Raw genomic sequence first — 24,861 nt, 5'->3', positions numbered from 1 at the left:
CTATGGAAAATAATGCTATGACTTACGAGTACTTGGTAATTGCTGGGTACTTTTTGCTCATCATTGGAATTGGGTTTGTCTTTAAAAATATGGCTAGTAAATCTACGAGTGATTACTTTCGTGGAGGCGGAAAAATGCTTTGGTGGATGGTAGGTTCTACAGCCTTTATGATGCAATTCTCTGCATGGACGTTTACAGGTGCTGCAGGAAAAGCATTTACAGATGGCTTTACGGTTTGTTTAGTCTTTTTAGCCAATACTTTTGCCTATTTCTGTGGTTGGGCCTATTTCGCCCAACGGTTTAGGCAAATGCGCGTCGATACTCCTACCGAAGCTATAAAAGGTAGATTTGGTCAGCAAAATGAGAAATTTTTCTCTTGGGCCCTTATTGTGTTCACTTTAATTAACGCAGGAATATGGCTTAACGCACTTGGTGTATTTACCAGTGCCGTTTTCGATGCAGATATTGGTACCACAATAATAGTTACAGGATTAACAGTAGTTTTCGTTTCTGTATTATCTGGTGCGTGGGGTGTTGTGGCTTCAGATTTTATGCAAACCTTAGTCGTAGCTGTAATTTCCATAGCTTGTGCGGTAGTCGCCTTAGTTAAAGTAGGCGGACCAGTAGAATTAATCTCTAAGTACCCTTCAGATTTTATTATGGGTCCAGATATGAACTACGGACTTATATTGGTAGGAACTTTTGTATTCTTCTTAGCCAAACAATTAATTACTATCATGAATATGCATGATGCATTTCGTTTTTTAAATGCTAAGGATTCAAAAAATGCTAAAAAAGCATCTTTATTAGCCATGATTCTTATGGGACTTGGTAGCATAATTTGGTTTATACCACCATGGGCATCTGCTATTTTATATCCAGATGCCGCATCTGCCTATCCTGAATTAGGAAGTAAAGCCGGAGATGCTATTTACTTAATATTTACGCGTAATGTTATGCCTGTAGGAACTGTAGGATTATTACTTGCGGGATTATTTGCGGCAACAATGTCATCTATGGATTCGGCCTTAAACAAAAACACCGGAATACTTGTCCGTAGTATTTATCAACCTTTTCTAAAAAAAAGAGGAAAGGAAGTAGACGATAAAAAACTATTAAAACTGAGTATGGTATTGAGTTTTATTAGTGGTATTTTAGTTATTGCAATGGCTTTATTCTTTAAATCGCTTAAAGAACATAGTCTTTTCGATTTAATGATGTCGCTTTCAGCTATGATTCAAGTACCGTTATTGATACCACTTCTTCTTGGGCTTTTTATAAAGAAAACACCTAAATGGGCCCCTTGGGCGACTGTAGTACTTGGACTATTTATATCGTGGTTAATGACAAGTGTTATTACGCCAAATGTCTTTGCAGGTTGGATTGGAATCCCTGATTTTACAGCTAGAGAAGCTACAGATATGAATTTAATACTAACACTAGGTGCACACGTATTTTTTACGGGAGGCTTTTTCTGCTTAACCTCATTATTCTATAAAGAAGCTAAAGATGATAATAAATTAGAAACAGAACACTTTTTTGAATTGTTTGAAACTCCTGTAATAGCCGCAAACGATCAAGACACATTCGACCAACAGCAAAGAAAAAAGTTAGGTACAATGGTAATGATTATGGGCGCAGGTATTTTCTTAATGATACTCATTCCAAATCCGTTTTGGGGACGACTCATATTTGCAATCTGTTCGATTATAATTTCAGGAATAGGTTATGTTTTAAAACGAAGCTCAAAAATCACTTAAGTTTACGCGAATGTGCTCTATTTATTACATATTGAATTAGTGAAATAATGAACAAAACATTAAAAAAATAATATAATTTTAAATACTTGGTCGTTTATATTTGTAGAGATTGATTATCCGTTTAACACCCAAATCGTTTTTTGAAATGTCATGCAGAACTTGCTTCAACATCTCATTACGTTTTACGTTTTGGTTTAAACATAAAGTCACTAAACATTTAGGATTTAGTTCTGAAAAATCAATCTACTTAATAAGCCATGTATGAAACTCTAAAAAGAATTTATACACATGAAAATAGTTGATATAAAAATATTTGTCAGTAACCCTGGACGAAATTTCGTTACTGTAAAAATAGAGACAGATGAAGGTGTTTTTGGTTTGGGAGACTCGACTTTAAATGGTAGAGAACTCGCTGTAGTTGCTTATTTAGAAGAGCATATTAGACCTTGTCTAATTGGAAGAGACCCACATAAGATTGAAGATATTTGGCAATATTTATACAAGGGATGTTATTGGAGACGAGGCCCTATAACCATGACTGCAATTGCTGGTATAGACATGGCGTTATGGGACATTAAGGGTAAAGTTGCAGGTTTACCTGTATATGAATTATTAGGTGGTAAAAGCCGAGAAAAAATTAGAGTCTACGGTCATGCAAATGGTCAAGATATAGACGATACCTTACATCATTTAGATCATTTAATTTCTGAAGGTTATAATGCTGTGAGGTTACAATGTGCCATTCCTGGGCTAGAAGGTACTTATGGAACTTTAGCAGGTAAAAAGGATTATTTTGAATTACAAAGCGATAGGCCTTTACCTCCAGAACAACTGTGGGATACAAAAGCATATTTAGATTTCGTTCCTGAATTATTTAAGAAAGCCAGAGAAAAATATGGTAATAGTGTCGACTTGCTACACGATACTCATAGCCGTTTAACGCCTATTGAAGCCGCTAGACTAGGTAAAATTCTTGAACCTTATAATCTCTTATTTTTAGAAGATAGCGTTACAGCCGAAAACCAGTCGGGGTATAAATATGTTCGTGAACACACCACCACTCCACTTGCCGTAGGTGAAATCTTTAATTCCATATGGGATGCTAAAGAACTCATAGAAAATCAGTGGATAGATTATTTACGAACGGCGGCAACACATGCTGGTGGTATTACACCAATGCGAAGAATGGCAGATTTTGCATCGCTTTACCACGTAAGAACAGCACCACATGGACCGCCAGATATTTCACCTATTGGTCATGCCGCTCATGCTCATTTAAATTCATGGACACCAAACTTTGGAATTCAAGAGTTTATTGGGTTTGGAGGTGAAGCTTTAAACCGTGTTTTTAAATATCCATTGACTTTTGAAGACGGACATTTACTGGTGAACGACACACCTGGATTGGGTGTTGAATTTGATGAAAAGGCCGCCGAGCAATATCCTTATAAAAGATCTTATTTACCTGTAAGCCGTTTAAAAGATGGCACCTTATGGAATTGGTAAATTATAAGCATTAAAAAGCACGAATCTCAGTTGAGGTTCGTGCTTTTTTATATCATCAATTACGTAAAAAACAAGCGTATTAAGCTGTTTCAACAATACGTTTAGATTTTCTGTAAATGTATTTAGGAAAAATGTTACGTTTTGCAAAACGACTCACTTTATCACTATTAATCATTTTTATATACACAGGTTTTGTAACTCCAAAATATTCGTAAGTCGAACCATCTGCAAAAGTAATTTCTAAAACTAAATTATTCCACTGAAAATCAGCTACACCAGAATTAATAGTTTCATTATACACCTCTTTATTAGCTTCTCTAGTTTCAGGAGCAATGCTTACTAAAAAATGATAACCATCTGTAATTTTACGTGTTTTAGCTTCAGCTTCTTCCACTAACGGATCTCCTGCTTGAAATTTATCTGGATGCCATTCTTTAGCAAGGCTACGATACTGCTTTTTTAAAGTCTTTAAATCTACGTCTTTATCAACTTCAAAAAGTTTTCTGTATTCCGTTATGCGTTTCATATTCAATTATTTTTTGAAGGCGCAAAAATACATTTAAATATTTTAGTAAACATCATCTTTTTCAAATAAAAAACAACTAAAAATCAATACGTTAGATTAATATTATATTGTGATTAAATTTTGTGATTAGTTTACGGGGATTATATTGGGTTTAAGGTATATCGAGCGGAGTCGAGATACAGTTGAAAAGGCTTTTGATTCCACTCAAGCACCCAATATCATGAATACTTATGCTGTTTGTGCGACGCTGAAACGAGTTCAGCATGACGTACACTTCATCTAAACATCACCATGAATTTAGTTCAGCGCCTTATTATCTTTATAAACATTTATAAATCTAACCTACAATATATAAATACGAACTTTCTTCTTTTTAAGTCGCGAATTATTTAAATCCGATACTAACTTATCTGCCATACTTTTAGGCACAGCTACGAAAGCACAGTCTTGTTTAAGTTCTATAGCTCCCAATTGATCTTTTGTTAGTCCTCCTTGTTTAAAGAATAATCCGGCAATATCCCCTTTAGATATTTTATCTTTTCGTCCGCCAGAAATAAACAACGTTTCCCAAAACTGAGGTTTATACGGTACTTTTTTAGAAATGTCTATGGCTTTATCTTTCTCTATAAATTCAGGCAGTTGCTCCTGAGCCCATTTTAAAATGTAAGCTGTTCCCTTGGCATTTACACGAGCTGTTCTTCCATTTCTATGCGTAAACTCCTCTACCGCATGTGGTAATTCGTAATGAATGATAAAATTTAGTTCTGGAATATCAATACCACGAGCAGCCAAATCTGTTGCCAATAATACTTGACTGGTTCCATTTCTAAACGTTATTAAAGCACGCTCACGATCTTTTTGTTCCATACCACCCGAAAAACAAGAATGACTGATTCTCTTTTTTCTTAAAGCTTCACTGACGTTTTCGATACTATCTCTTAAATTACAGAAAATAATCCCTTGCTTATTTCCGATATGTAAAATTAAATCGATAAGCGTTTGTTCTTTATCCTGCGTTGGAGACACCACCGTTTTAATTGCTAATTTTGAAGGTGTTTTTGCATCTAGAAAATCGATAACCACCGGTTGATGTAGATGTACGAAATTCGGTATTTTAACTCCTTGCGTCGCTGAGGTTAATACGCGCCTCTCAATATTTGGCAACTGTGTTAAAATGCCTCGCATTTCCTCTTCAAAACCTTGTTCTAAGGATTTATCGAATTCATCTAAAATAAGATTTAAAATAGATTCCCTAGGAAAACGATTAGCGCTAAAGTGATCTAAAATACGTCCAGGCGTTCCAATAAGAATGGCTGGTGTGTGTTTAAGTTCTATTTTATCCTTAGACATTGGGCGTCCGCCATACACAGCATTCACTTTAAATCCGGTTCCCATTTCGCGAACTACTTGTTCGATCTGAATCGCCAATTCACGTGTAGGTACCACTATTAATGCTTGAACTTCGTCGACTTCTGGGTCTAGCATTTTTAGTATAGGTAATAAAAATGCTAAGGTTTTCCCTGTTCCGGTAGGCGAAAGAATTACGGTGTTTGTTGCATTTTCTATAGCTAAAAGGGCTTCCTCCTGCATTGGATTTAACCTTTTGATATTCAGTTTATTTAAAATATCCTGCTGTGCTTTTAATATGTTTGCCATTGCAACTATTTATTTTTTTCTTTTTAGAAGTCACTTGTTTTGGAACTACTGCTGTATGTTCGGTAATGTATTGCGCCAATATTTTATCGACCAATTCATCTTTAGTTAAATGATGAAATGTGGTGTGAATTTTATTTCTAAACGTTTCAGACACCTCACGATTCGGCTTTGTTTTAAAGATCTTATTCGCCCAAATTAAGGCATTGTTTTCTTCAATTGTTTGTTCGTCCGCTTTCTTTAATTCTGAAAATGTGATCCCTAATTCATTTTCAAAATCAGCTATATCTTGTACTTCTTCTTCCTGAATTATCGTTAACGACAATCCCTTTGCTCCTGCTCTAGCCGTTCTTCCGCTACGGTGTACATAGGTATCGTAAACATCTGGTAAATGATAATTAATAACGAATGCGACATCTTTTACATCAATTCCTCGTGCTGCTAAATCCGTTGCAACTAAAAGATCGATATACCCTTCTCTAAATTGTCCCATCACACGGTCGCGAATCCCTTGTGTTAAACTCCCATGAATGGCTCCAGATGAAAATTTATTAATTGCCAAGTTCTTAGCTAATTTATTTACTGCTGCTTTTGTTTTACAGAAAATAATACCGCGTTGTCCTTCTTTAGATTTTAAGAAATGTAATAAAACCTCTAGTTTCTCGATAGGCTCTACCACAATATATTGGTGGTCGATACCTTGATGACCAACCGTTTCCATATCTGCTTCTACCTGAACCACATGTTTAGACATATAATTCTGAATGAGTTGCTTTATGGTTCCAGGCATAGTCGCAGTGAATAATAACGTACGACGTGATTTCGGAATTTCTTTAATAATATGGTCCAAATCCTCTTTAAGTGCACTTACCATTTCATCGGCTTCATCTAAAATGAAATATGAAATGGATTTTATATCTATGGCGTTACGATTTACCAAATCGACTAAACGACCAGGAGTTGCAATAACGATTTGTGTGGCCGTTTTTAATCGCTCTATTTGAGGTTTTATAGGAATTCCTCCGCATACTGAAGCGATAGAAATTTCAGGATTATAAGCTGCCAAATCTGTTAAATTTGAAAATATCTGCTGACCTAATTCACGTGTAGGCGCTAAGATTAACGCTTGAATAGATTCTTCTTTTGTATTAATAAGCTGAAGTAAAGGCAGTCCGAAAGCTGCGGTTTTCCCTGTTCCTGTTTTCGCTAAAGCTACTAGGTCTTTAGTTTCATTTAAAATTAAAGGAATGGTTTTGGTTTGGATATCTGTAGGTACAGTAATCTTTAAATCGGTTAAACTTTGTAACAAAGTTTCTTGTATTCCTAATTCAGAAAAGGATTTTGACATAATGTAATTTTCGGCAAAGATAATGACACTTTTCTCAGGAATGCTTGCAATTCTAATTTATTCGGATTTCCTGCTGTCTAGATATAAAAAATGCTAGGTTTGTTTAGCTCTTAACAAACCTAGCATCAGCACTATTTAATGTAATTATTAGGGGGAAGTTGTATTTAATCTCTAGACGGTCTTCCTTTTGGTTTAGGCGCCTTTTCTAATTCTTCTAAAGAGATAAAGCCATTTTCGTCTGTATCTATATCTGCAAAACTATCTTTTAAAGGGCCTTTTACTTCTTCTGCAGAAAGCTGACCATCTTCATCAGCATCCATTTTCTTCATCATTTCTTCAGCTGAAGGCGGTTCTTTACGTTCTCCTTTAGATTGCGCATTCATAGATTGAACGCTACAAACAGTGACTAATGCGATTCCTAGTACGGTTTTTAAAACTTGTGATTTCATAATTATTATAGATTTTATATGACAAAGTTCTACATTAGTTAGATATCATTTTAAAGTAATCAACCAATAGCATGTACTTTTAAGTGAACGGCATATTAACATAAGTAAATCCCTATTTCTATACCCAGAATCTGTAGCAAATAAGCATTGCATTCATTTTTAATTACTTTAATTTGTAGTGTATTAAAGAAGTAAATAAGACATGAACAAATTGAAACGCTTTAGTTTTCAAGTAGGATTACTAATTATAATATGGCTTGTGTTATGGTCTGGACAAAATTGGGTGAACCATTTTTTTATGGAAAATCTCTCTGCTTTTGTCGCTCAGATAATTCTGATATTCTTTCTTATTTACTATGCTGCTCCTAAGTTTTTATTCAGTAAAAAATACGTATTGTTTATTGGAATTTCTATACTGGCATTGGGAATAATTACAATTGCAGGTTCCTTCTTTACACCGCAAAGTTTGATGCCTTTACCACGACCACATGGCGGCGGACCTAATATTCTTCCGCGAAGACCTCCATCTATGTTTCTTACGCAGGGTTTACTAATAGCGCTTGCTTATATTTTAGCGATAGTGGTTGAAGTTGTTTTTCATAATCAGAAAAATGAAGAAGCCTTAATTAAGAGTCAAGCGGAAACTTTAAATACAGAACTGAAACTCTTAAAATCTCAGATTAATCCGCATTTCTTATTTAATGCTTTAAACAATATCTACGCATTATCGGGCATAGATACCGCTAAAACCCAGCAGAGTATTAGTTACTTATCGGATATGCTGCGTTATGTGCTTTACGAATGTGAACAGCCTTTAGTATCCCTACAAAAAGAGATGGATTACATCGATAATTACATCAAATTGTTCCGTTTAAAAAGCAGCAAAACCTATCCGATTTCTACAGATTTTAAGGTAAGCAATCCCAACATCATGTTATCCCCTATGCTTTTAATTCCGTTTGTGGAAAATGCCTTTAAACATTCGAATATTGAAAAAATTACCGATACATTTATAACGATAAACATAGAGACTACGGATCAGACTATCCGTTTTAAAATTGAAAACAGTATTCCAGACACGCCTTTAAGTAAAGATGCTATGGGCGGTATTGGCTTAGAAAATGTAAAAAAGCGTTTATCTATTTTATATCCCAACACCCACAGTTTACAAATTACAACAGTAAATAATATATTTAGTGTGTCTTTAAAATTAGAACAACATGTATAAATGTATCATAATAGACGATGAAGAATTGGCTAGAACTTTGCTAGAAACTTATGTAAAAAAGCTTGATTTTTTAGAATTAAAAGGCAGTTTCGAAAATCCGTTAGACGCGTTAAAGCTTCTAAAAACAGAACACATCGACCTTATTTTTCTAGATATACAAATGCCTGACTTAAAAGGAACTGATTTTGCAAAACTTATTCCCGCAGAAACCAAAGTGATTTTTACCACAGCCTATTCTGAATATGCTATTCAAGGTTTTGAACTTAATGCTTTAGACTATTTACTGAAACCTATCACGTTCGAGCGGTTTTTAAAAGCTGTGAATAAGTTGAAGGCTGATGTTGTTGAAATTCCAAAAAGTGAATCCATTACCGTTAAATCGGGTTACGATTTACACAAAATAAAACTAGCCGATATTAATTATATTGAAAGTGATAGCGAGTATGTGGTGTTTCATTTAGATAACAGAAAAATTATGAGTTATCAGACGCTAAAATCATTAGAAAAATCCTTACCTGAAGCCCTTTTTATAAGAGTACATCGTTCTTATATTGTAAACAAGCAGCACGTTACAGGTCTAAAAGGGCGTGATTTAATTTTAGATACAGTAACTATTCCGGTAAGTGATTCGTATTACGATACTGTAAAAAGTACCTTGTTTTAAACTTTCAGATTCTTTTTGAATCTAGAAAACATCACAAACTTTTTCTTAGAATTTATAAAGTAAACACCCGTTAACAAAACACATCCAGCAACAATAGACTGCTGACTGATGTTTTCGTCCAAGAAATACCATCCTAATAGTAAAGCAATTACAGGATTTACATAAGCTGAGGTTGCTACTTTCTCTGTAGATACTTCTTTTAATAAAAAATTGAAGGCTGTAAACGCGACGATACTCCCAAAAAGAATAAGTAAAACCATAGCGCCTTGCGCCTTTAAACTCCAATCTAACGGACTAGTCCACGTTTCTCCCAACACTAAACTCCCAATTATTAAAAGCGTTCCTGCAGTTAACATTTGATAGCCAGTCGTAACAAAAAAGTGAGACGGTAAATCGGCTTTAGACACAAAAATACTAGCAAAACTCACCCCTAAAACACAGGTAAATATAACCGCAATTCCAATGCTACTTTCTCTAGATAGATTTAGGGTATCTTGACTAATTAATAAATACATCCCCACCAAACCTAAACCAACACCTACTAAAGATTTTGGTTTAATTTTCTTGCCTTGGAGGATTCGCATAAGGAAAATCACAAACAAAGGTTGTGTGGCTACAATTAACGCAGCAAAGCCACTATCGACATACTTTAGTGCCCAAACAAAAATACCATTTCCATAAAATAGGAATAGAAATCCAGCAATAACACAATTAAAAAATTGCGCTCTTGTTATGCGTAAAGGTAACTTTAAAATTTTCGATATAATCATGATTAAAGTTCCTGCACTTAAAAAGCGAATGGCTGCCAATAAAAAGGGAGCAACTTCGGTCACCACAATTTTATTCATTAAATATGTAGAACCCCAAATCACATAAATGGCGAAAAACGAAAGTATAATTAAAATACCTTTTTTGGGTTTACTCATAATTAATTTGATGAAATGATTAATATAATTAGGATTCACAAAACTAGGAAATAAATTTAAGCTTGATTCAAGTCTTTGCTTAAAATAACCATATAATTTTAAAAACTGTATCTACCTGAATATCAGCAGAATTAAAGTGTGATTGTAACTTCAGAATTAAGGTCATAAACTAAAATGTAATCATCAATAAAAGCTCAAAAAATCTTCATATAACTAAAATAATGGTGTAATATTTGTATAAATTTATAGATTAATTAAAATTTTATGAATACTACTGAACACGCTTTAAAAGAACGTATAAAAGAATTGACTTGTCTTTATGAAGTTTCGTCTATTATTGTGAATGCCAATTACGAGCAAGTTGAGGATATGTTCCATGCTATTTCTTATAGTTTAAAAAAAGCTTTTCAGTATCCGGATCACACAGAAATTTGTATTCATAATAACGACATTACAGTTAAAACAGGAAAAGCAGATAAAAATTCACCTTGTATTTTTGGGCCAATAAAATTGTTTAATATTAAAAACGGCTATATTAAGGCGTGTTATTCTTCAGCAGAAATAGTTCATGAACCCTTTTTAGATGAAGAACAAACGCTTCTAAAAAATGTTGCATTAAAGGTTGGAAGTCTATTAGAGCGTTTTCAAATTATTAAAAACGAAGCGTCTTTAAAACGACAGATGGAACGTAATGACCGGTTAAATATTCTTGGAGAAATTACTGCAGGAATCGCTCACGAACTCAATACACCTTTAGCAAACATCCTTGGTTTTGCGGAGTTACTTCAAGAAAAAATTACGAGCAAAGATGAATTAAACGACTTAGATAAAATTTTAAGTAATGCCATTTACTCCCGTGAGGTGGTTAAAAAGCTTATGTTTTTGCGTGCGAAATGCCCCAAGAAATGAAGACCGTAAATATTATACCTCTTATTAAAAATGCCATAAGTTTATTAGAGCCAAGTTTTAAAAAGCATCAAGTAAAATATATCGCCAAAATAGATAGTGAAACGTTACATCTTAAAGCAGATAATATACAGCTTACTCAAATTATATTCAATTTAATTATTAATGCCATATATTACTCTAAACCTAACGACCTTATTGTTATTGAACTTACAGAAACAGAACACAATATGTGTTTAAAAATTAGTGATCAAGGTGAAGGTGTACCTGCCGAAAACATTGACAAGGTTTTTCAACCTTTTTTTACTACAAAACCCGTTGGTGAAGGTTCTGGTTTAGGTTTGAGTGTTGTACATGGTATTGTTACGAGTCATAAAGGAAGTATTACTGTAGAAAATAATACACCCCAAGGCGCTACATTTATTATTAATTTACCTAAACTTTAAGCATGTCTTTATTAAAAGAAAATATATTAATTGTAGACGATGATGTACATATTTTAGAACTGTTACAACGTCATTTACAATCTTTAAATTACCATACATTTAAAGCTATTTCTGTTCGTGAGGCAGTTACCATCTTAAAAGACACTAAAATAGATGTGTTAATTACAGATTTAAAAATGCCAGAAATTGATGGTTTTGAGCTTTTAAAATTTGCCTCGGAACATTACCCTAATATGTCAAAATTGGTTATTACAGGCTTCCCTTCTATTCAGGATTCTTTAGCGGTAATAAAATCTGGAGTAGTAGAATATTTAAGAAAACCTTTTACAAGGAATGAGTTAATAGAAGCATTAAACAAAACTTTAGCGCAAAATACTAAACCCTCTAAATCGGAAAACAGCTCTGATTTAAATCGCGAAAAGTATGGTGAAATTATAGGTAAGTCGAAAGGCATCAAGCATGTTATTCAGCTTATAGAGCGTGTAAAAAACAATAAAGCCACTGTATTTATTTCTGGTGAAAGCGGCACAGGGAAAGAGTTGGTTGCGCGTTCAATTCATTATCAGGGACAATTTTCTAAACAACCTTTTATAGCTGTAAATTGCGGAGGCATTCCAGAAAACTTATTAGAAGCAGAGCTATTTGGTTATGTTAAGGGCGCATTTACAGGTGCAGATACCAATAGAAATGGATTCTTTCAAGCGGCCAATGGTGGAACTATTTTTTTAGATGAAATTGGCAACGCTTCTTTAGCAGTACAATCGCGATTACTACGTGTACTTCAAGAAAAAGAAGTCGTAAAAGTAGGTGCCCAAAAATCTGAAAAAATGGATTTAAGAATTATTACTGCCACCAATAGTAATCTTAAAGAGATGATAAAAAATAAAACCTTCCGAGAAGATTTATATTATCGCCTTACGGTAGTAGAAATAAATGTACCACCACTTAGAGAACGCTCTGAAGATATCCCGTTATTGGTCGATAAATTTTTATTTAAATATGGATTGGAATATAAAGATAAGTTTATAAAAATAGATCCAGCTGCACTTAAAATTCTAGAGCGTTATACATGGCCTGGAAATATTCGAGAATTAGAAAACATTCTTCAACGTGCCATTATTTTAAGCGACAATACGGTTACCGTAGAATCGCTACCTGAATCTTTAAAATACGATATAAACTTTTCTGACGACAACTTTATATCATTGAAAGCCATGGAAAAACAATACATTTTAAAAGTTCTGCATGCGTGCGACAACAATAAAACTAAAGCTTCAGAAATTCTTCAAATTAATAGAAAAACCTTACGCGAAAAACTAAAAGATTGATATCGTTTACTGAGTAATTTTGTACCTACTGGGTGATTTTGTACCGATACCTAATTATCTACTTTCAAAATTAATTTCACATAAACCTCTTTAAAATCAAGTGTTTTAAAGGGGTTTCTATATTTCCACGCACACCTAGAATTCTATTGGCATAAGACTTGTCTTATATATGTTGTAAATAGAAATATATACGTATGAAAACAACTGAATTAAATATTTGTCCGGATTGCGTGCATTTTAAAACATGTGTTTTAACGGCACACAAAGAAAAAGTTTGGTCGTGTAGCGAATTTGAAAATGTTCATTTTTTGGATTTAGCAAATAGGCCACCTTTAGAAAAACAAACAGTTAACTTATTCTATTAATATCAGTTATAACTTTTTTATATGATTACAAAAGATATAAAATTACCAGTAAAGAAAAATGAGACAGGTATGGTTGCCAATGTTTTAGAACAATTTAATAAAGCAGCCGACCACATCGATTTAAACCCGAATATTCGCAGAATCCTTAATGTTACCAATAATGAAATTATTATTCATTTCCCGGTTAAAATGGACAATGGTGATGTAGAAATTATCACCGGATATCGCGTTCAACATAATAATGCATTAGGGCCTTATAAAGGCGGCTTACGTTATCATGAAACAGTAGATATAGATGCTGCTAAAGCTTTAGCTATGTGGATGACTTGGAAAACCTCGTTAGCAGGTTTGCCTTATGGTGGAGCTAAAGGTGGAATTAAAATCAATCCAAAATTATATTCTCAGTCAGAATTAGAACGTATTACTAGACGTTTTACTTATGCTTTAGGAGATAATATTGGGCCAGAACATGATATTCCTGCTCCAGATGTTAACACCAACGCACAAACCATGGCTTGGATTGCAGACACCTATATGTCAACCAAAGGACCATCTGAACGGTCAACCTATCAGCACGTAGTAACAGGAAAACCTGTAGGTTCTGGAGGTATTGAAGGGCGTGATCGTTCTACGGGATATGGTGTATTTATTACCATTAAATTATGGGCAGAACAACGCAATATTTCACTTAAAGGAAAAACCTTTATTGTTCAAGGATTTGGAAATGTTGGATATTGGGCTTCGTATTTTATGGAACAAGAAGGTGCCATTTTAGTCGGTGTTCAAGATGCATTTGCTAGTATTTATAAACCTGAAGGTATTGATGTTAAACAACTGCAAGTACATGTTACCAATAATGAAGGTAGTGTAAATAATTTTGCAGATTCTAACGCCATTGAGAAAGCAGATTTCTTCGGAATTGATTGTGATATTATTATACCAGCTGCACTTGGAAATCAGATTACGGGAGACAATGCGCACATTATAAAAGCAAAATTAATTGCTGAAGGTGCTAACGGCCCAACAAATGTAGAAGGTGAACAAATCTTATTACAAAACGGTGTGGACATTATTCCAGACATTTTATGTAATTCTGGAGGTGTAATTGGAAGTTATTTTGAATGGTTACAAAACAGAAACGGAGAACTATGGCATATGGATGAAGTGATTCTTAAACTTGAAAAAGTATTAAAAGAATCTTTTAAAAGAGTTTACGATTACGCAATAACAGAAGGTGTAGATATGAGAACAGCAGCCTTTTGTTTAGCAATTCAGCGCATAGAAAAAGCTTATATACAACGTGGGATTTTCCCTTAAAATATTAAAAATAAATATGAAGTACGGTCATTTAATTCTTGAAAAGAAAGAGTATGTGTTTTTAAAACGCATACTTAATCTTTCAGGTTATTCTAAAGATATAGAAACAAAAAAATCATTACAAAAATTAAGTAATGAATTAGTAGATGCAGAAATTGTAGATAATGAAAACATGCCAGATGATGTGATTCGTTTTAACAGTATGGTTACTGTGTCTCATGGCGATTGGGAAAAAACAATTAAAGTTGTAATTCCACAAAACAAAGACTTAAGTCTGAATAAAATTTCTATTCTAACACCAATGGGTTCTGCCCTATTTGGATATGCTATTGGAGATATTATTTCATGGGAATTTCCTGGAGGAACAAAACAATTAAAAATAATCGCAGTAGAACAAGAATTTAATTATAACGGATTAGACATTGTAATATAAAGCTTATGCATTTATACAAATTAGATATCGATTTAGATTATACTCACCAGGATAGTACTGGTGAGTTAGAATCTTGGATACACCATTTGGAGGGTATTAAAAAGGAATTAAAAACGTTTTGCACTAAAAAAAAGTATAGCAAACATGCCTTAATTAAAAAGGCTGTTCTTTTAAAAGCATCAACAAATAATTCCATTTTAAAAACGCTTCGCAATTATAAGGAGTTTAGAGAGTTTTGGAATACATGTGATGCCGCTCAATCTGGTATGGCATTTATCCGTGAACACAATAAACACAAAAGCGATTATCTAAAGCATATCAACGAGTATAAATCTTTTAAATCTAAACTAACGGTATAATGCCTCTAGTCATGTTACATTCCAATCAAGTAAATAACCAAATGCAATTTAAAGTTGACGAAAACAGACGTTTGTTCATCAAAAAAGATATTCTTGAAATCTCTCAATGGACAGACGATTTAGAGTATAAAAACACAGAAATCAATGCGTTTAGTGTTTTAAACAGACAATTGATTAAAAGTGAAAAAATTCAAAATTTAATTCAGAATTTTAGACGTAGAAATACATTAATTATGGGTGTACTATGCCGATATGAGCAAGCTTTAAGACAAGAATTAGAGTTTGGTCAAATAGAATATGATATCCAACGGGCTAAACTTCATGAAAAAAAACGTGTAGAATATTTAACCGTCGTAAAAGAATATCGTGCTTTAAAAACAGATATTTATAAGCATTTAACACTTTATAAGCGTAAGTAAGATTCTTAACCTTGCTATGATTTAGAGTCTTTAAGCGCTAATTTCTTTGTCTTTTTATCTTTATAAATAATATTGGCAATGAGTGAAACAATAATTAATAAAATTCCAAATAACGACCAAAACGGATAAGATTCTCCAAAAATGGTTACACCAAGAATTAAAGTAAAAATAACTTCAACATATTTTATTGGTGCCACTTGATTTGTTTGTGCATTTTGAAATGCTTTGGTCATTAGCAATTGCCCAAAATATCCAAACACACCTAAACTCGCTAAGAATACCCACTGCATTCCTACTGGAGTTACCCAACTATTTATAGATACTACACCACCAACTATTGCAGATATTATCATAAAATAATTTACAACCACAACAGGATGTTCAGATTTACCAATTTTACTGATAATAATGTAAACTAAACCACTAAATACTGCAGAAATTAGTATTAGCATTAATCCAAACGTATCTAAATTAGAGTCAAAACCTTTTAATATTACGACACCTAAAAAGGCCAATATAAAGAAAACCCATTGTAATGGAAACACCTTTTCTTTTAAGATTAATACAGCGAAAATAGCCGCAAAAATAGGTGCCAAATATCTTAAGGAAACGGCAGTTCCTATTGGTAAATATTTGGTGGACATAAAAAATAAAGCCATTGATGTTAGTCCTACAACACCTCGTAAGATTAATAACTTATTATTTTTACCTACTAAAGGAATCTTATTTTTCAATAAATATCCGAAAGTAAAAAACAGAGACCCTAACGATCTAAAAAACACAATTTGAAATGCTCCAATATTATCTAAATATTTTACAGCACCGTTCATACAAGCAAAAGCTAAGGTACTTAGCAGCATTAATTTAATGGATTCTTTTAATTGCATCTTACATTATATTTTTTACTTTAGAATCCTTTTAATTCCAAAATTTGAAGTTGCAAAAATATATAATTCTCCATAGAATGATATCTTAATTCTTTACGATTTATTTATAATGTGTTGTATTCAATTTTAATCCCACCAAGAATCAAATTTAGTTGTAGCATCATCAATCATTATAGGTGTTCCTATTTTTGGAATCACCACATTTAAGTTATGTAATTTTGCCGCTTGCTCTAAGCGTTCAACAGGTTCTGTCCATGTATGCATGGCTAATTTAAAAGCGCCCCAATGTATTGGCATCATGCGTTTAGCTTTAACATCTACAGCTGCTTGTGCGGTTTCTTCTGGATACATATGTATTTCGTGCCAAAGTTCATTGTATTGTCCACATTCTATCATCGCAAAATCAAAAGGACCGTATGTATCTCCTATAGTTTTAAAATGCGGTCCATAACCACTATCTCCACTAAAGAAGATATTTTCAGATTCAGATTTTATAATCCATGAACTCCATAAAGTTTTACCTTTATCAGTCAACCCTCTTCCAGAAAAGTGTTGTGCAGGAGTACACACAAATGTTAAGTCTGATACTTTTAAATCTTCCCACCAATCTAATTCATGAATTCGTGATTTATCAATTCCCCATGATTCTAAATGCGCACCTACACCTAATGGAACATAAAATTGATTAACGTTATCTTTCAATTTTGTAATACTACCATAATCTAAATGATCGTAATGATCATGAGAAATTATAACCGCATCTATAAACGGTAAATCTTCTATATTAATTGGCAAATGGTCGCTGAAACGTTTAGTACCTAACAAAGGATGTGGTGCAGGAACATCGCCAAACATTGGGTCTATTAATATATTCTTAGACTGTATTTGGAGTAAAAATGTAGAATGTCCAAACCAAAACATGCGCGCTCTTCCAGAGTAACTTTTTAAATCTGTAGCTTTAATGTATGCGACTTCGATGGGATGATTGGGAACGGTTTCATTTGGCGGATTAAAATACCCGACTAACATTTTAAAGAATTTGTTAACCCCCATTGACATATCTACATGACCAAGATTTACAAATTTCCCATTTTCGTAATGATTAGTTTGTGCAAAAGATTGTTCTTGTACAACCGAAGGTCTAGATCCAAATTCCGGACTACTATATAAAAATATAATACCACCTAGAATTAGCAGTAAAATACTCACTCCTATTATAATTCCCATTTTTTTTAATATTCGTTTTAACATGATTCGTAATTCTAAATAGTTTAACCGAATAAAAATTCGATTATTTAAAAAATTTTTTTAGTTTTTAATGGCATCCCAGGCTAATAAAAACATAGTGTTTGTATCTTCTTCATTTAATTTTAAAGTTTTGGAATCGATAAGCTTTACAGTTTCATTTAAAAACGATTCGAGTAAAGCAGATAAAATTTTATTATCTAAATTCTTAATTAAGCCTTCACGCTTACCTTCATCTAATAAATCTAGAACAAAAGATGATTTTAAATTTCGTAGAGATTCTGGAATCATTTCAAAATATGGTGATTGCTTAACTTGATGTATAAAACTCATCTCCTTGCGATTATTCACTCCAAAATTGATGTAAAATAACCAAATTGCTTTAAATTTTAGTTTATAAGGCAAATTGGTATTTAATTGATTCTGACTTATTTCTGTAATGTTTTTAAGTAATTCTGTAGCAATTGTACTAATTAAATCGTCTTTACTTTTAAAATATACATAAAGTGTAGATGGGGAAATATTAACCTTTCTTGCTACATGCGCCATTTTAACTCCAACAAAACCTTTAGCGTAAACTATAGCTATAGTTTCATTAATTATGGCTTCTCGTTTTAATTCGTCTTTGTGTTTCACTTTACAAATATATAATATTAAACGAATAAATATTCGATTATAAAGCAAATAAAAACTCGAGCTCACTAGACTCAAGTTTTTAATAGAATATAATTAGATATTAAATCATTTTAAAATCTAATAACAATTCACCTTCAATAGCGGCTTGCAAATGATCTCCTTTATGGATTTGTCCTGTACCGTAAGCAGGTGTTCCTGTAAAGATTAAATCGCCTGGTTCTAATGTGAAGTATTTAGATACAAAAATAATAATTTCTTCAAAATTATAAATAATTAAACTAGTATTTCCTTCCTGTACAGTTTCACCATTAATTTTTAAATCGAAATTAATATTCGTTAAATCTGAAAAATTAGAAATTGGTTTCACTGGGGAAATTGGAGCAGCACCATCAAAACCTTTAGCTAAATCCCATGGTCCTTTTCCTTCTCTAACATCGTTTAAAACATCTTTTGCAGTATAATCAATAGCAACTGCAATTCCTGAAATATAAGATGCAGCATCAGCTTCAGCTATATTTTTACCTGTTTTACCAATTTCAACCACCAATTCAACTTCATAAACTAAATTTTCAGTGAACGATGGATATTCAACATCTTTATTGTCTTTTACTAAACTTGATTCTGGTTTAGAAAATATAAGTTGTTTTCCGTTTTTAGTTGTTGTTTTTAATTCTTCAGCATTAAGAACATAATTTTTACCTATTGCTAGTACTTTCATTGCTATGGTATTTAAAGTATAATGTTGTTTGTTATTTATTTATCTATTTTAATAATTAAAGAGGCTAAATGTAACCTTTTTAAAGTCATCTTGAATTAAAATTATTTTATAAGGTATTAAATTAACAACTATAAATTTAGGCTTAAAAATAAGTTTCTTTAGAAGTTTTTAATATTTAAAATCAATAAAGGAACATTTGCTCGATGCGTTATCGATTTACTATACGACTGATTTAATAATCGTTTTAAAAAATCTTGTTCTTTAGCAATTACGCAAAGCATATCTAATTTTCTACTTTGTACAAATGCACGAATTCCTGTAGAGACACCAATTCCTGTAAGCGTAAAATATCCAGCCGAACAGTCTTTAAGCATAACTTTTAACGCCTCTTTCTTTTCATTTTGAGACGATGTTAATTTCTTAGCACGGTCCATAACATGACATATAGATACTGTTGCTTTTTGAGATGTTGCAATGTCTAAAAGTGGACTTAAGCCTTTTTCTGTAAAAGAAATATCGAAATCTGTAGAGATTCCTATTTCTTTAAAATTTTTAAATTCTGCATATTTAGGTATTGCAATTATAGGACAATTAACAACACCTATTAATCCCGAAGTATTACTTCCTACTGTAATTTCTTTTATTGCTCCAGCCCCTTTGGTTCCCATAACAATACAATCTATTTTAAAATCTTCGACCACTTTTTTAACCGCAGAAGAGAATCCTTTAAAAATAGATAAGCATTTATATTTATGGTTTTCGTTTGAATAAGTTGCATTAACTTTGTCTAATACATCTTTTAATCCGTTTTTACTTTTTTCATTTTGTGCTTTATAAATAGATTCTTTAGCCATCGCGGTTGTAAGTCCCATGTACCCATCTGAGCCTGGTTGATCGAAAGAATTTAATATATAGAAATTACATGTTTCATTTTTAAAAAGCTCTAATGCATATTCTAGCGCGTGCCATGCGTTTTCGGAAAAATCTGTAGGTAAAAGTATATTTGTCATAGTCTTAATTTTCTTGTATAAAACTACTAACAAAACCACAGATAAACAATGATTTTAGGCATATTTAAACTTAAAATTAGGTTAAAAACCTCATTAATAATAAAACCATTATACTTTAAACTATTTTTAGTATAAATTGTAATTCAAGCAACGTACATTTACTATATATTTAGTAGAATTAGTATTATATGATAAAAAACATTCTAATTGTTGAAGATGAATTTAACGTGGCAACCTTTATTAAAAAAGGTTTAGAAGAAGTTGGGTATAATGCATTTATTGCCTACGATGGTGAAACTTGCCTAGAACTTGTGCTTCAAAAAGACATTCATTTAATATTATTAGATGTTATTTTACCAGGCATGAATGGTTACGCAATTGCTGCTAAAATTAAAGATTTAGGGTATGGCAGTATTCCAATAATATTTTTATCGGCTTTAGGAAGTACAGATAATATTGTGAAAGGACTTGACGCTGGTGCAGATGATTATTTAACTAAACCTTTTAAATTCAAAGAACTTCTTGCAAGAATTCGAGCGGTAGCACGCCGAAACAATATTGATGTTCCTGATAATTTAATTCTACGATTAGCAGACTTAGAATTAAACAACGATACTAAAATAGTTAAACGAAAAAATACCGAAATAAAGCTAACCTCTACAGAGTTTCGTTTATTAGAATACCTTCTTAAAAACAAAAATAAAGTCTTGTCTAGAATAGATATTTTAGAGCATGTTTGGGACATTGGTTTTAATATGGGAACTAATGTTGTAGATGTATACGTGAATTACTTAAGAAATAAAATTGACAAGAAATTTACACCTAAACTAATACAAACTGTAGTTGGAATGGGTTACATTTTGAAAGCCCCTGAAGATGAAAATTAAAAACAAAATCACTCTTATTTTTGTTTTACTAGTGGCTAGCATGCAAATGGTAATTTTTACAATTATATATCTTTTTGCGGTTGATTATACGACTAATGAGTTCTTTGTGAAATTAAAGAACCGGACATTAATTGCTGAACAATCTCATTTTGAAAAGGATGCATTAAGTACCGAAATTTACGAAGACCTCATTCAGAAACACTTACAAACCTTATCCGAAGAACGCGAATTTATTTATACTGTAGACACACCAAAAACACAGATAAACACAGAGCTTGATGTGGTTTTACCAGAAGAATTTTACTCAGATTTAATTCAAAATAAATACGCTGAAGTTAAAATAGGACATTCTTTTTTCTCCGGAATTAATTACACAGACCATAATACCTCCTATTTTATAATAGTAACAGCAAGCGATGTAGATGGTACTAATGAATTATCGAAACTAAGAAGTCTTTTAATTTTATTATTTCTTTTAACCATTTTCGTATTATTCTTAATTGGTCGTTTTTTTGCAAAACGAACTTTAGATCCTCTTTCTAAAATAATTGAAAAAGTGAATACCATTCGTGTAACCAATTTACATGAACGTTTACATACCTCAGAAAATAAAGACGAACTTAGCCAGTTAACCAATACATTTAACGATATGTTAGACCGATTGGAAACCTCGTTCGAAATACAGAGTAATTTTATTAATAATGCGTCTCACGAGCTTAAAAATCCGCTAACAGCTATTTTAGGGCAAACCGAAATTGCCTTATTAAAAGAACGTTCGCCAGAAGAATACATAAAAGTTTTAGAAGGTGTAGAAACTGAAGCTTTACGTTTAGATGCCTTAATAAATAGTTTACTTAAGTTTGCCCAAACTGAAAATGATGAAAAAGGGTTGCTGATTACGCCCATTCGTTTAGACGAATTAATATTAGAAGTAAAAGATAATATTGATTTGATAAATCCTGAAAATCAAATAGAAATAGATTTTAGCGACTTTCCAGAAAATCCAGACTTATTAATAATAGATGGAAATTATGGTTTAATAAATATCGCGCTTAATAATGTATTAGATAATGCTTCTAAATTTTCTGATAACAAAAAAGTTATAGTCAAAATAGTAACTAATAATTCCGCTATAAAAATTGTGGTTACAGACCATGGTGTTGGTATTCCTTCGGATGAAATAAAAAACATTTATCAACCGTTTTATCGTGCAGCAAATGTTAGAAACGTAAAAGGATATGGTTTTGGTCTGCCTTTAACTTATAAAATAATGAAATTACATAGTGGTACTATAGAAGTGTTTTCTGAACATAAAAAAGGAACTATAGTCACCTTAATTTTTCCCAATAAATACCAGGAATTTTCTGTATCAAAATAGAAAACGCACCTGATTTCTTCTTTTTTTTAGATCAAACTATTTCAACACACTTAAAAACAATTGTTTAAGCAGCATTTAAAACTCTAATCTCATTCTAATCTCATTCTTATACCGCTCTAATACCGTAAAGGTATGTTTGCATCAAGAAAATTAGAATGCATGAAAACCGTAATAATCCCAACAGATTTTAGTGAGAGTTCCCTAAAACTCATTAAAAATGCTGTGCTTCATTATCCAAATGAAGAGATTAAAATTGTGTTAGCTGCTGGATATAAAACTTTACTTAAAAGTTACACGCCTTCAAATTATAAGAATTCTACACTAATACAATCTTTAGCCGATTCTAGTTACCTGACAACACTTAATAGCTTAATACAGGAACATAAAAACAAAATTATTGATGTTGCTATTAGGTTGTATTCGGGAGATACAGACGCAGCTTTTAAAAATTTTCTAATATTAAATGATATCGACGAGGCATTGATTCCTAATAGTACAATGCAGCAGTTTCCAAATAAAAAATGCTTCGATATTACCACTTTAATCAGCATGTTTAGTCCAAAAACTTCACGCGTAAATTATCAAGCTGAAGCTCGAAAAAAACCAACAGGAGATTGGTTATTCCATTTAAAACAACAATTCAATTTTTAATATACATAAAAGAAATCAACCTTAAAACAAAAAAAATAACATATGAAAAATTTAAGTACAAAATATTTAAAAGCCGATTTAAAGGCCGGTTTAGTCGTGTTTTTAGTCGCACTACCGCTTTGTTTAGGAATCGCATTAGCGAGTGGCGCTCCCCTATTTGCCGGAATTATTTCGGGTATTATTGGTGGTATAGTAGTTGGTTTTTTTAGTGGATCTAATTTAAGTGTATCTGGACCTGCAGCAGGACTTACTGCCATTGTTTTAACCGCAATTGCAACATTAGGATCTTGGGAAGCTTTTTTATTAGCTGGACTAATTGCTGGGGTATTTCAATTAATTCTTGGTTTTTTAAAGGCTGGAATTATCTCTAACTACTTACCATCTAACGTTATTGAAGGGATGTTAGCTGCCATTGGAATTATCATTATTTTAACTCAAATTCCACATGCTGTTGGGTACGATGTTATAAACGAAGGTGATTACTTTCATATAAACAAAGAAGGAAAACACGATATGTTTTCTACGTTAATAGACAGTATTAACTACATGCATCTTGGTGCTATAATTGTAGTATTAGTGTCGTTAGGAATTATTATTGCTTTTACAAAAGTACCTGCGCTTCAAAAAATTAAATCAATTCCAAGTTCATTGGTTGCAGTAATTGCAGGTGTTGCAATTAACGAAACTTTTATAGCTACAGGATCTTCTTTAGCCATTACTCCTGCACACTTGGTAAGTTTACCTGTGCCGGAATCTTTCGAAGCATTTAAATCGCAATTTAGTCTTCCTGATTTTTCTCAAATTGGAAATATCAATGTTTGGATAACAGCTTTAACTATTGCAGCTGTTGCGAGTATAGAAACGCTATTATGTATTGAAGCAGCAGATAAATTAGACCCTTTAAAACGCTTTTCTAACACGAATACAGAATTAAAAGCACAAGGAATTGGAAACATTATAAGTAGTATGATTGGTGGATTACCTATGACTTCTGTAATTGTTAGATCATCTGCAAACGTAAACTCTGGTGGACGTACTAAATTATCGGCAATTTCTCATGGGGTATTTTTACTAGTTGCTGTGTTAGCCATTCCAACGTTTTTAAACAAAATTCCATTAGCCTGTTTAGCAGCTGTTTTAATTGCTGTTGGTTTTAAATTAGCAAGTCCAAAAGTATTTGTTCATATGTGGGAAAACAGTAAAAAATTCCAATTCATTCCTTTTGTTGTAACAGTAATCGCTGTTGTATTTACAGATTTATTAAAAGGTGTTGGTATTGGTATGGCTGTAAGTATCTTCTTCATTTTAAGAGGGAATTTAAAATTAGCATATTTCTTTAGAAGAGAACAACATACCGAGCAAAAGACCATACAAATGGAGCTTGCACAAGAGGTTTCTTTTTTGAATAAAGCTGCAATTAAACAAACGTTTGCACACTTACCAGAAAACAGCTCTATAGTTATAGACGCCTCAAACACAGTATACATAGATCATGATGTGTTACAGTTGATAAAAGACTTTGTTAATTATGGTTGTATTGACAAAAATATTAATGTATCTTTGATAGGATTTCGAAAAGAATACAAAATTGAAAATTCAATAAACCACGTAACTTCAATTTTATCTGATAATGAAGATAAAGTTGCATTACACGAGATAGATGAAGGGCAAAAAATTCCTTCAAATGTTTTAAAGGTGAAGGATTTACCTAAAGCTGGATAATGGTTAAAACACCGAATTTAATAAGAGTCTATAGTTATCAAATTTTGATGGCTATAGACTCTTTTCTTTTATATACATTTTATTTAAAATAACT

At 32.4% G+C, this 24,861-nt stretch carries 25 protein-coding genes; 15 read left to right on the top strand and 10 right to left on the bottom strand.

Features of this window, described 5'->3' with window-relative positions; all coding sequences use genetic code 11:
- Nucleotides 1-2 precede the first annotated feature (2 nt).
- Both BN863_RS07680 and manD read left to right on the top strand, forming a co-directional pair.
- The gene (locus BN863_RS07680) at nucleotides 3-1,760 is read left to right on the top strand and encodes a sodium:solute symporter family transporter (RefSeq protein ID WP_197539173.1); all 1,758 of its coding nucleotides are present in this window, start codon (nucleotides 3-5) and stop codon (nucleotides 1,758-1,760) included.
- A gap of 288 nt (nucleotides 1,761-2,048) precedes the next feature.
- Nucleotides 2,049-3,266: a D-mannonate dehydratase ManD gene (gene manD, locus BN863_RS07675; protein WP_038529277.1), complete on the top strand. Its 1,218-nt coding sequence runs from the start codon at nucleotides 2,049-2,051 to the stop codon at nucleotides 3,264-3,266.
- Between the two features lie 79 nt (nucleotides 3,267-3,345).
- Here the strand turns inward: manD and BN863_RS07670 are convergent, their stop codons facing one another.
- The 4 genes from BN863_RS07670 to BN863_RS07655 form a co-directional block, all read right to left on the bottom strand.
- Nucleotides 3,346-3,792, bottom strand: coding sequence for a KTSC domain-containing protein (locus BN863_RS07670; RefSeq protein ID WP_038529275.1), 447 nt, complete (start codon nucleotides 3,790-3,792; stop codon nucleotides 3,346-3,348).
- Nucleotides 3,793-4,134: 342 nt separating this feature from the next.
- Nucleotides 4,135-5,448 carry a DEAD/DEAH box helicase gene (locus tag BN863_RS07665; RefSeq protein ID WP_038529272.1) on the bottom strand — a complete coding sequence of 438 codons (1,314 nt, stop codon included), beginning with the start codon at nucleotides 5,446-5,448 and terminating at the stop codon, nucleotides 4,135-4,137.
- A complete protein-coding gene (locus tag BN863_RS07660; RefSeq protein ID WP_051774612.1) occupies nucleotides 5,408-6,793 on the bottom strand; it encodes a DEAD/DEAH box helicase in 1,386 nt (461 codons plus the stop codon). Before BN863_RS07660 ends, BN863_RS07665 begins: the two co-directional genes overlap by 41 nt.
- 164 nt (nucleotides 6,794-6,957) lie before the next feature.
- Nucleotides 6,958-7,242 (bottom strand): EF-hand domain-containing protein, encoded by a 285-nt coding sequence (locus BN863_RS07655; RefSeq protein ID WP_038529270.1) that lies wholly within the window; start codon nucleotides 7,240-7,242, stop codon nucleotides 6,958-6,960.
- Nucleotides 7,243-7,540: 298 nt separating this feature from the next.
- On the opposite strand from BN863_RS07655, the gene BN863_RS07650 reads away from it, so the two are divergent.
- Both BN863_RS07650 and BN863_RS07645 read left to right on the top strand, forming a co-directional pair.
- Nucleotides 7,541-8,470, top strand: coding sequence for a sensor histidine kinase (locus BN863_RS07650; protein ID WP_242404083.1), 930 nt, complete (start codon nucleotides 7,541-7,543; stop codon nucleotides 8,468-8,470).
- The gene (locus BN863_RS07645) at nucleotides 8,463-9,134 is read left to right on the top strand and encodes a LytR/AlgR family response regulator transcription factor (RefSeq protein ID WP_038529266.1); all 672 of its coding nucleotides are present in this window, start codon (nucleotides 8,463-8,465) and stop codon (nucleotides 9,132-9,134) included. The genes BN863_RS07650 and BN863_RS07645 overlap by 8 nt, the downstream gene beginning before the upstream one ends.
- Here the strand turns inward: BN863_RS07645 and BN863_RS07640 are convergent.
- Complete coding sequence (locus BN863_RS07640; protein ID WP_038529264.1) at nucleotides 9,131-10,060, bottom strand: EamA family transporter; 930 nt, start codon at nucleotides 10,058-10,060, stop codon at nucleotides 9,131-9,133. The genes BN863_RS07645 and BN863_RS07640 overlap by 4 nt on opposite strands.
- Before the next feature lie 264 nt (nucleotides 10,061-10,324).
- Here BN863_RS07640 and BN863_RS18940 point away from each other — a divergent pair, with 264 nt between their 5' ends.
- The 7 genes from BN863_RS18940 to BN863_RS07610 all read left to right on the top strand — a co-directional run bounded on the left by BN863_RS18940 (nucleotide 10,325) and on the right by BN863_RS07610 (nucleotide 15,633).
- Nucleotides 10,325-10,969 (top strand): histidine kinase dimerization/phospho-acceptor domain-containing protein, encoded by a 645-nt coding sequence (locus BN863_RS18940; RefSeq protein WP_316930380.1) that lies wholly within the window; start codon nucleotides 10,325-10,327, stop codon nucleotides 10,967-10,969.
- Nucleotides 10,966-11,412 carry a sensor histidine kinase gene (locus BN863_RS18935; RefSeq protein ID WP_316930379.1) on the top strand — a complete coding sequence of 149 codons (447 nt, stop codon included), beginning with the start codon at nucleotides 10,966-10,968 and terminating at the stop codon, nucleotides 11,410-11,412. The genes BN863_RS18940 and BN863_RS18935 overlap by 4 nt, the downstream gene beginning before the upstream one ends.
- 2 nt (nucleotides 11,413-11,414) lie before the next feature.
- Complete coding sequence (locus BN863_RS07630; RefSeq protein ID WP_038529262.1) at nucleotides 11,415-12,740, top strand: sigma-54-dependent transcriptional regulator; 1,326 nt, start codon at nucleotides 11,415-11,417, stop codon at nucleotides 12,738-12,740.
- 386 nt (nucleotides 12,741-13,126) lie between these two features.
- Entirely contained in the window at nucleotides 13,127-14,422 is a 1,296-nt protein-coding gene (locus BN863_RS07625) for a Glu/Leu/Phe/Val family dehydrogenase (RefSeq protein ID WP_038529261.1), read from the top strand.
- 16 nt (nucleotides 14,423-14,438) lie between these two features.
- The gene (locus BN863_RS07620; RefSeq protein WP_038529259.1) at nucleotides 14,439-14,855 is read left to right on the top strand and encodes a GreA/GreB family elongation factor; all 417 of its coding nucleotides are present in this window, start codon (nucleotides 14,439-14,441) and stop codon (nucleotides 14,853-14,855) included.
- A gap of 5 nt (nucleotides 14,856-14,860) precedes the next feature.
- On the top strand, nucleotides 14,861-15,214 hold the full coding sequence (locus BN863_RS07615; protein WP_038529257.1) for a hypothetical protein: 354 nt from the start codon (nucleotides 14,861-14,863) through the stop codon (nucleotides 15,212-15,214).
- Between the two features lie 41 nt (nucleotides 15,215-15,255).
- Complete coding sequence (locus BN863_RS07610; RefSeq protein ID WP_148304579.1) at nucleotides 15,256-15,633, top strand: hypothetical protein; 378 nt, start codon at nucleotides 15,256-15,258, stop codon at nucleotides 15,631-15,633.
- 14 nt (nucleotides 15,634-15,647) lie between these two features.
- Here BN863_RS07610 and BN863_RS07605 read toward each other — a convergent pair whose 3' ends face one another.
- The 5 genes from BN863_RS07605 to BN863_RS07585 all read right to left on the bottom strand — a co-directional run bounded on the left by BN863_RS07605 (nucleotide 15,648) and on the right by BN863_RS07585 (nucleotide 20,129).
- The gene (locus BN863_RS07605; protein ID WP_038529256.1) at nucleotides 15,648-16,520 is read right to left on the bottom strand and encodes a DMT family transporter; all 873 of its coding nucleotides are present in this window, start codon (nucleotides 16,518-16,520) and stop codon (nucleotides 15,648-15,650) included.
- Between the two features lie 126 nt (nucleotides 16,521-16,646).
- Nucleotides 16,647-17,747, bottom strand: a complete 1,101-nt coding sequence (locus tag BN863_RS07600) for an MBL fold metallo-hydrolase (RefSeq protein WP_051774941.1) — start codon at nucleotides 17,745-17,747, stop codon at nucleotides 16,647-16,649.
- A gap of 81 nt (nucleotides 17,748-17,828) precedes the next feature.
- Complete coding sequence (locus BN863_RS07595) at nucleotides 17,829-18,401, bottom strand: TetR/AcrR family transcriptional regulator (protein ID WP_038529251.1); 573 nt, start codon at nucleotides 18,399-18,401, stop codon at nucleotides 17,829-17,831.
- Nucleotides 18,402-18,501: 100 nt separating this feature from the next.
- On the bottom strand, nucleotides 18,502-19,119 hold the full coding sequence (locus BN863_RS07590) for a fumarylacetoacetate hydrolase family protein (RefSeq protein ID WP_038529249.1): 618 nt from the start codon (nucleotides 19,117-19,119) through the stop codon (nucleotides 18,502-18,504).
- Nucleotides 19,120-19,277: 158 nt separating this feature from the next.
- Entirely contained in the window at nucleotides 19,278-20,129 is an 852-nt protein-coding gene (locus tag BN863_RS07585) for a universal stress protein (protein WP_051774608.1), read from the bottom strand.
- A 188-nt stretch (nucleotides 20,130-20,317) separates the two neighbouring features.
- Here BN863_RS07585 and BN863_RS07580 point away from each other — a divergent pair, with 188 nt between their 5' ends.
- The 4 genes from BN863_RS07580 (at nucleotide 20,318) to BN863_RS07565 (ending at nucleotide 24,767) form a co-directional block, all read left to right on the top strand.
- Nucleotides 20,318-21,016 carry a response regulator transcription factor gene (locus tag BN863_RS07580; protein ID WP_038529247.1) on the top strand — a complete coding sequence of 233 codons (699 nt, stop codon included), beginning with the start codon at nucleotides 20,318-20,320 and terminating at the stop codon, nucleotides 21,014-21,016.
- Nucleotides 21,006-22,394: a HAMP domain-containing sensor histidine kinase gene (locus BN863_RS07575; RefSeq protein ID WP_051774606.1), complete on the top strand. Its 1,389-nt coding sequence runs from the start codon at nucleotides 21,006-21,008 to the stop codon at nucleotides 22,392-22,394. The genes BN863_RS07580 and BN863_RS07575 overlap by 11 nt, the downstream gene beginning before the upstream one ends.
- Nucleotides 22,395-22,553: 159 nt before the next feature.
- Complete coding sequence (locus BN863_RS07570) at nucleotides 22,554-23,045, top strand: hypothetical protein (RefSeq protein ID WP_038529245.1); 492 nt, start codon at nucleotides 22,554-22,556, stop codon at nucleotides 23,043-23,045.
- Between the two features lie 42 nt (nucleotides 23,046-23,087).
- Nucleotides 23,088-24,767: a SulP family inorganic anion transporter gene (locus BN863_RS07565; protein ID WP_051774604.1), complete on the top strand. Its 1,680-nt coding sequence runs from the start codon at nucleotides 23,088-23,090 to the stop codon at nucleotides 24,765-24,767.
- Nucleotides 24,768-24,861: the final 94 nt, after the last annotated feature.

Source organism: Formosa agariphila KMM 3901, assembly GCF_000723205.1.
Classification (GTDB): domain Bacteria; phylum Bacteroidota; class Bacteroidia; order Flavobacteriales; family Flavobacteriaceae; genus Formosa; species Formosa agariphila.
The sequence above is the reverse complement of the archived record's forward strand: the minus strand, read 5'-3'. Positions and strand labels throughout refer to the sequence as shown.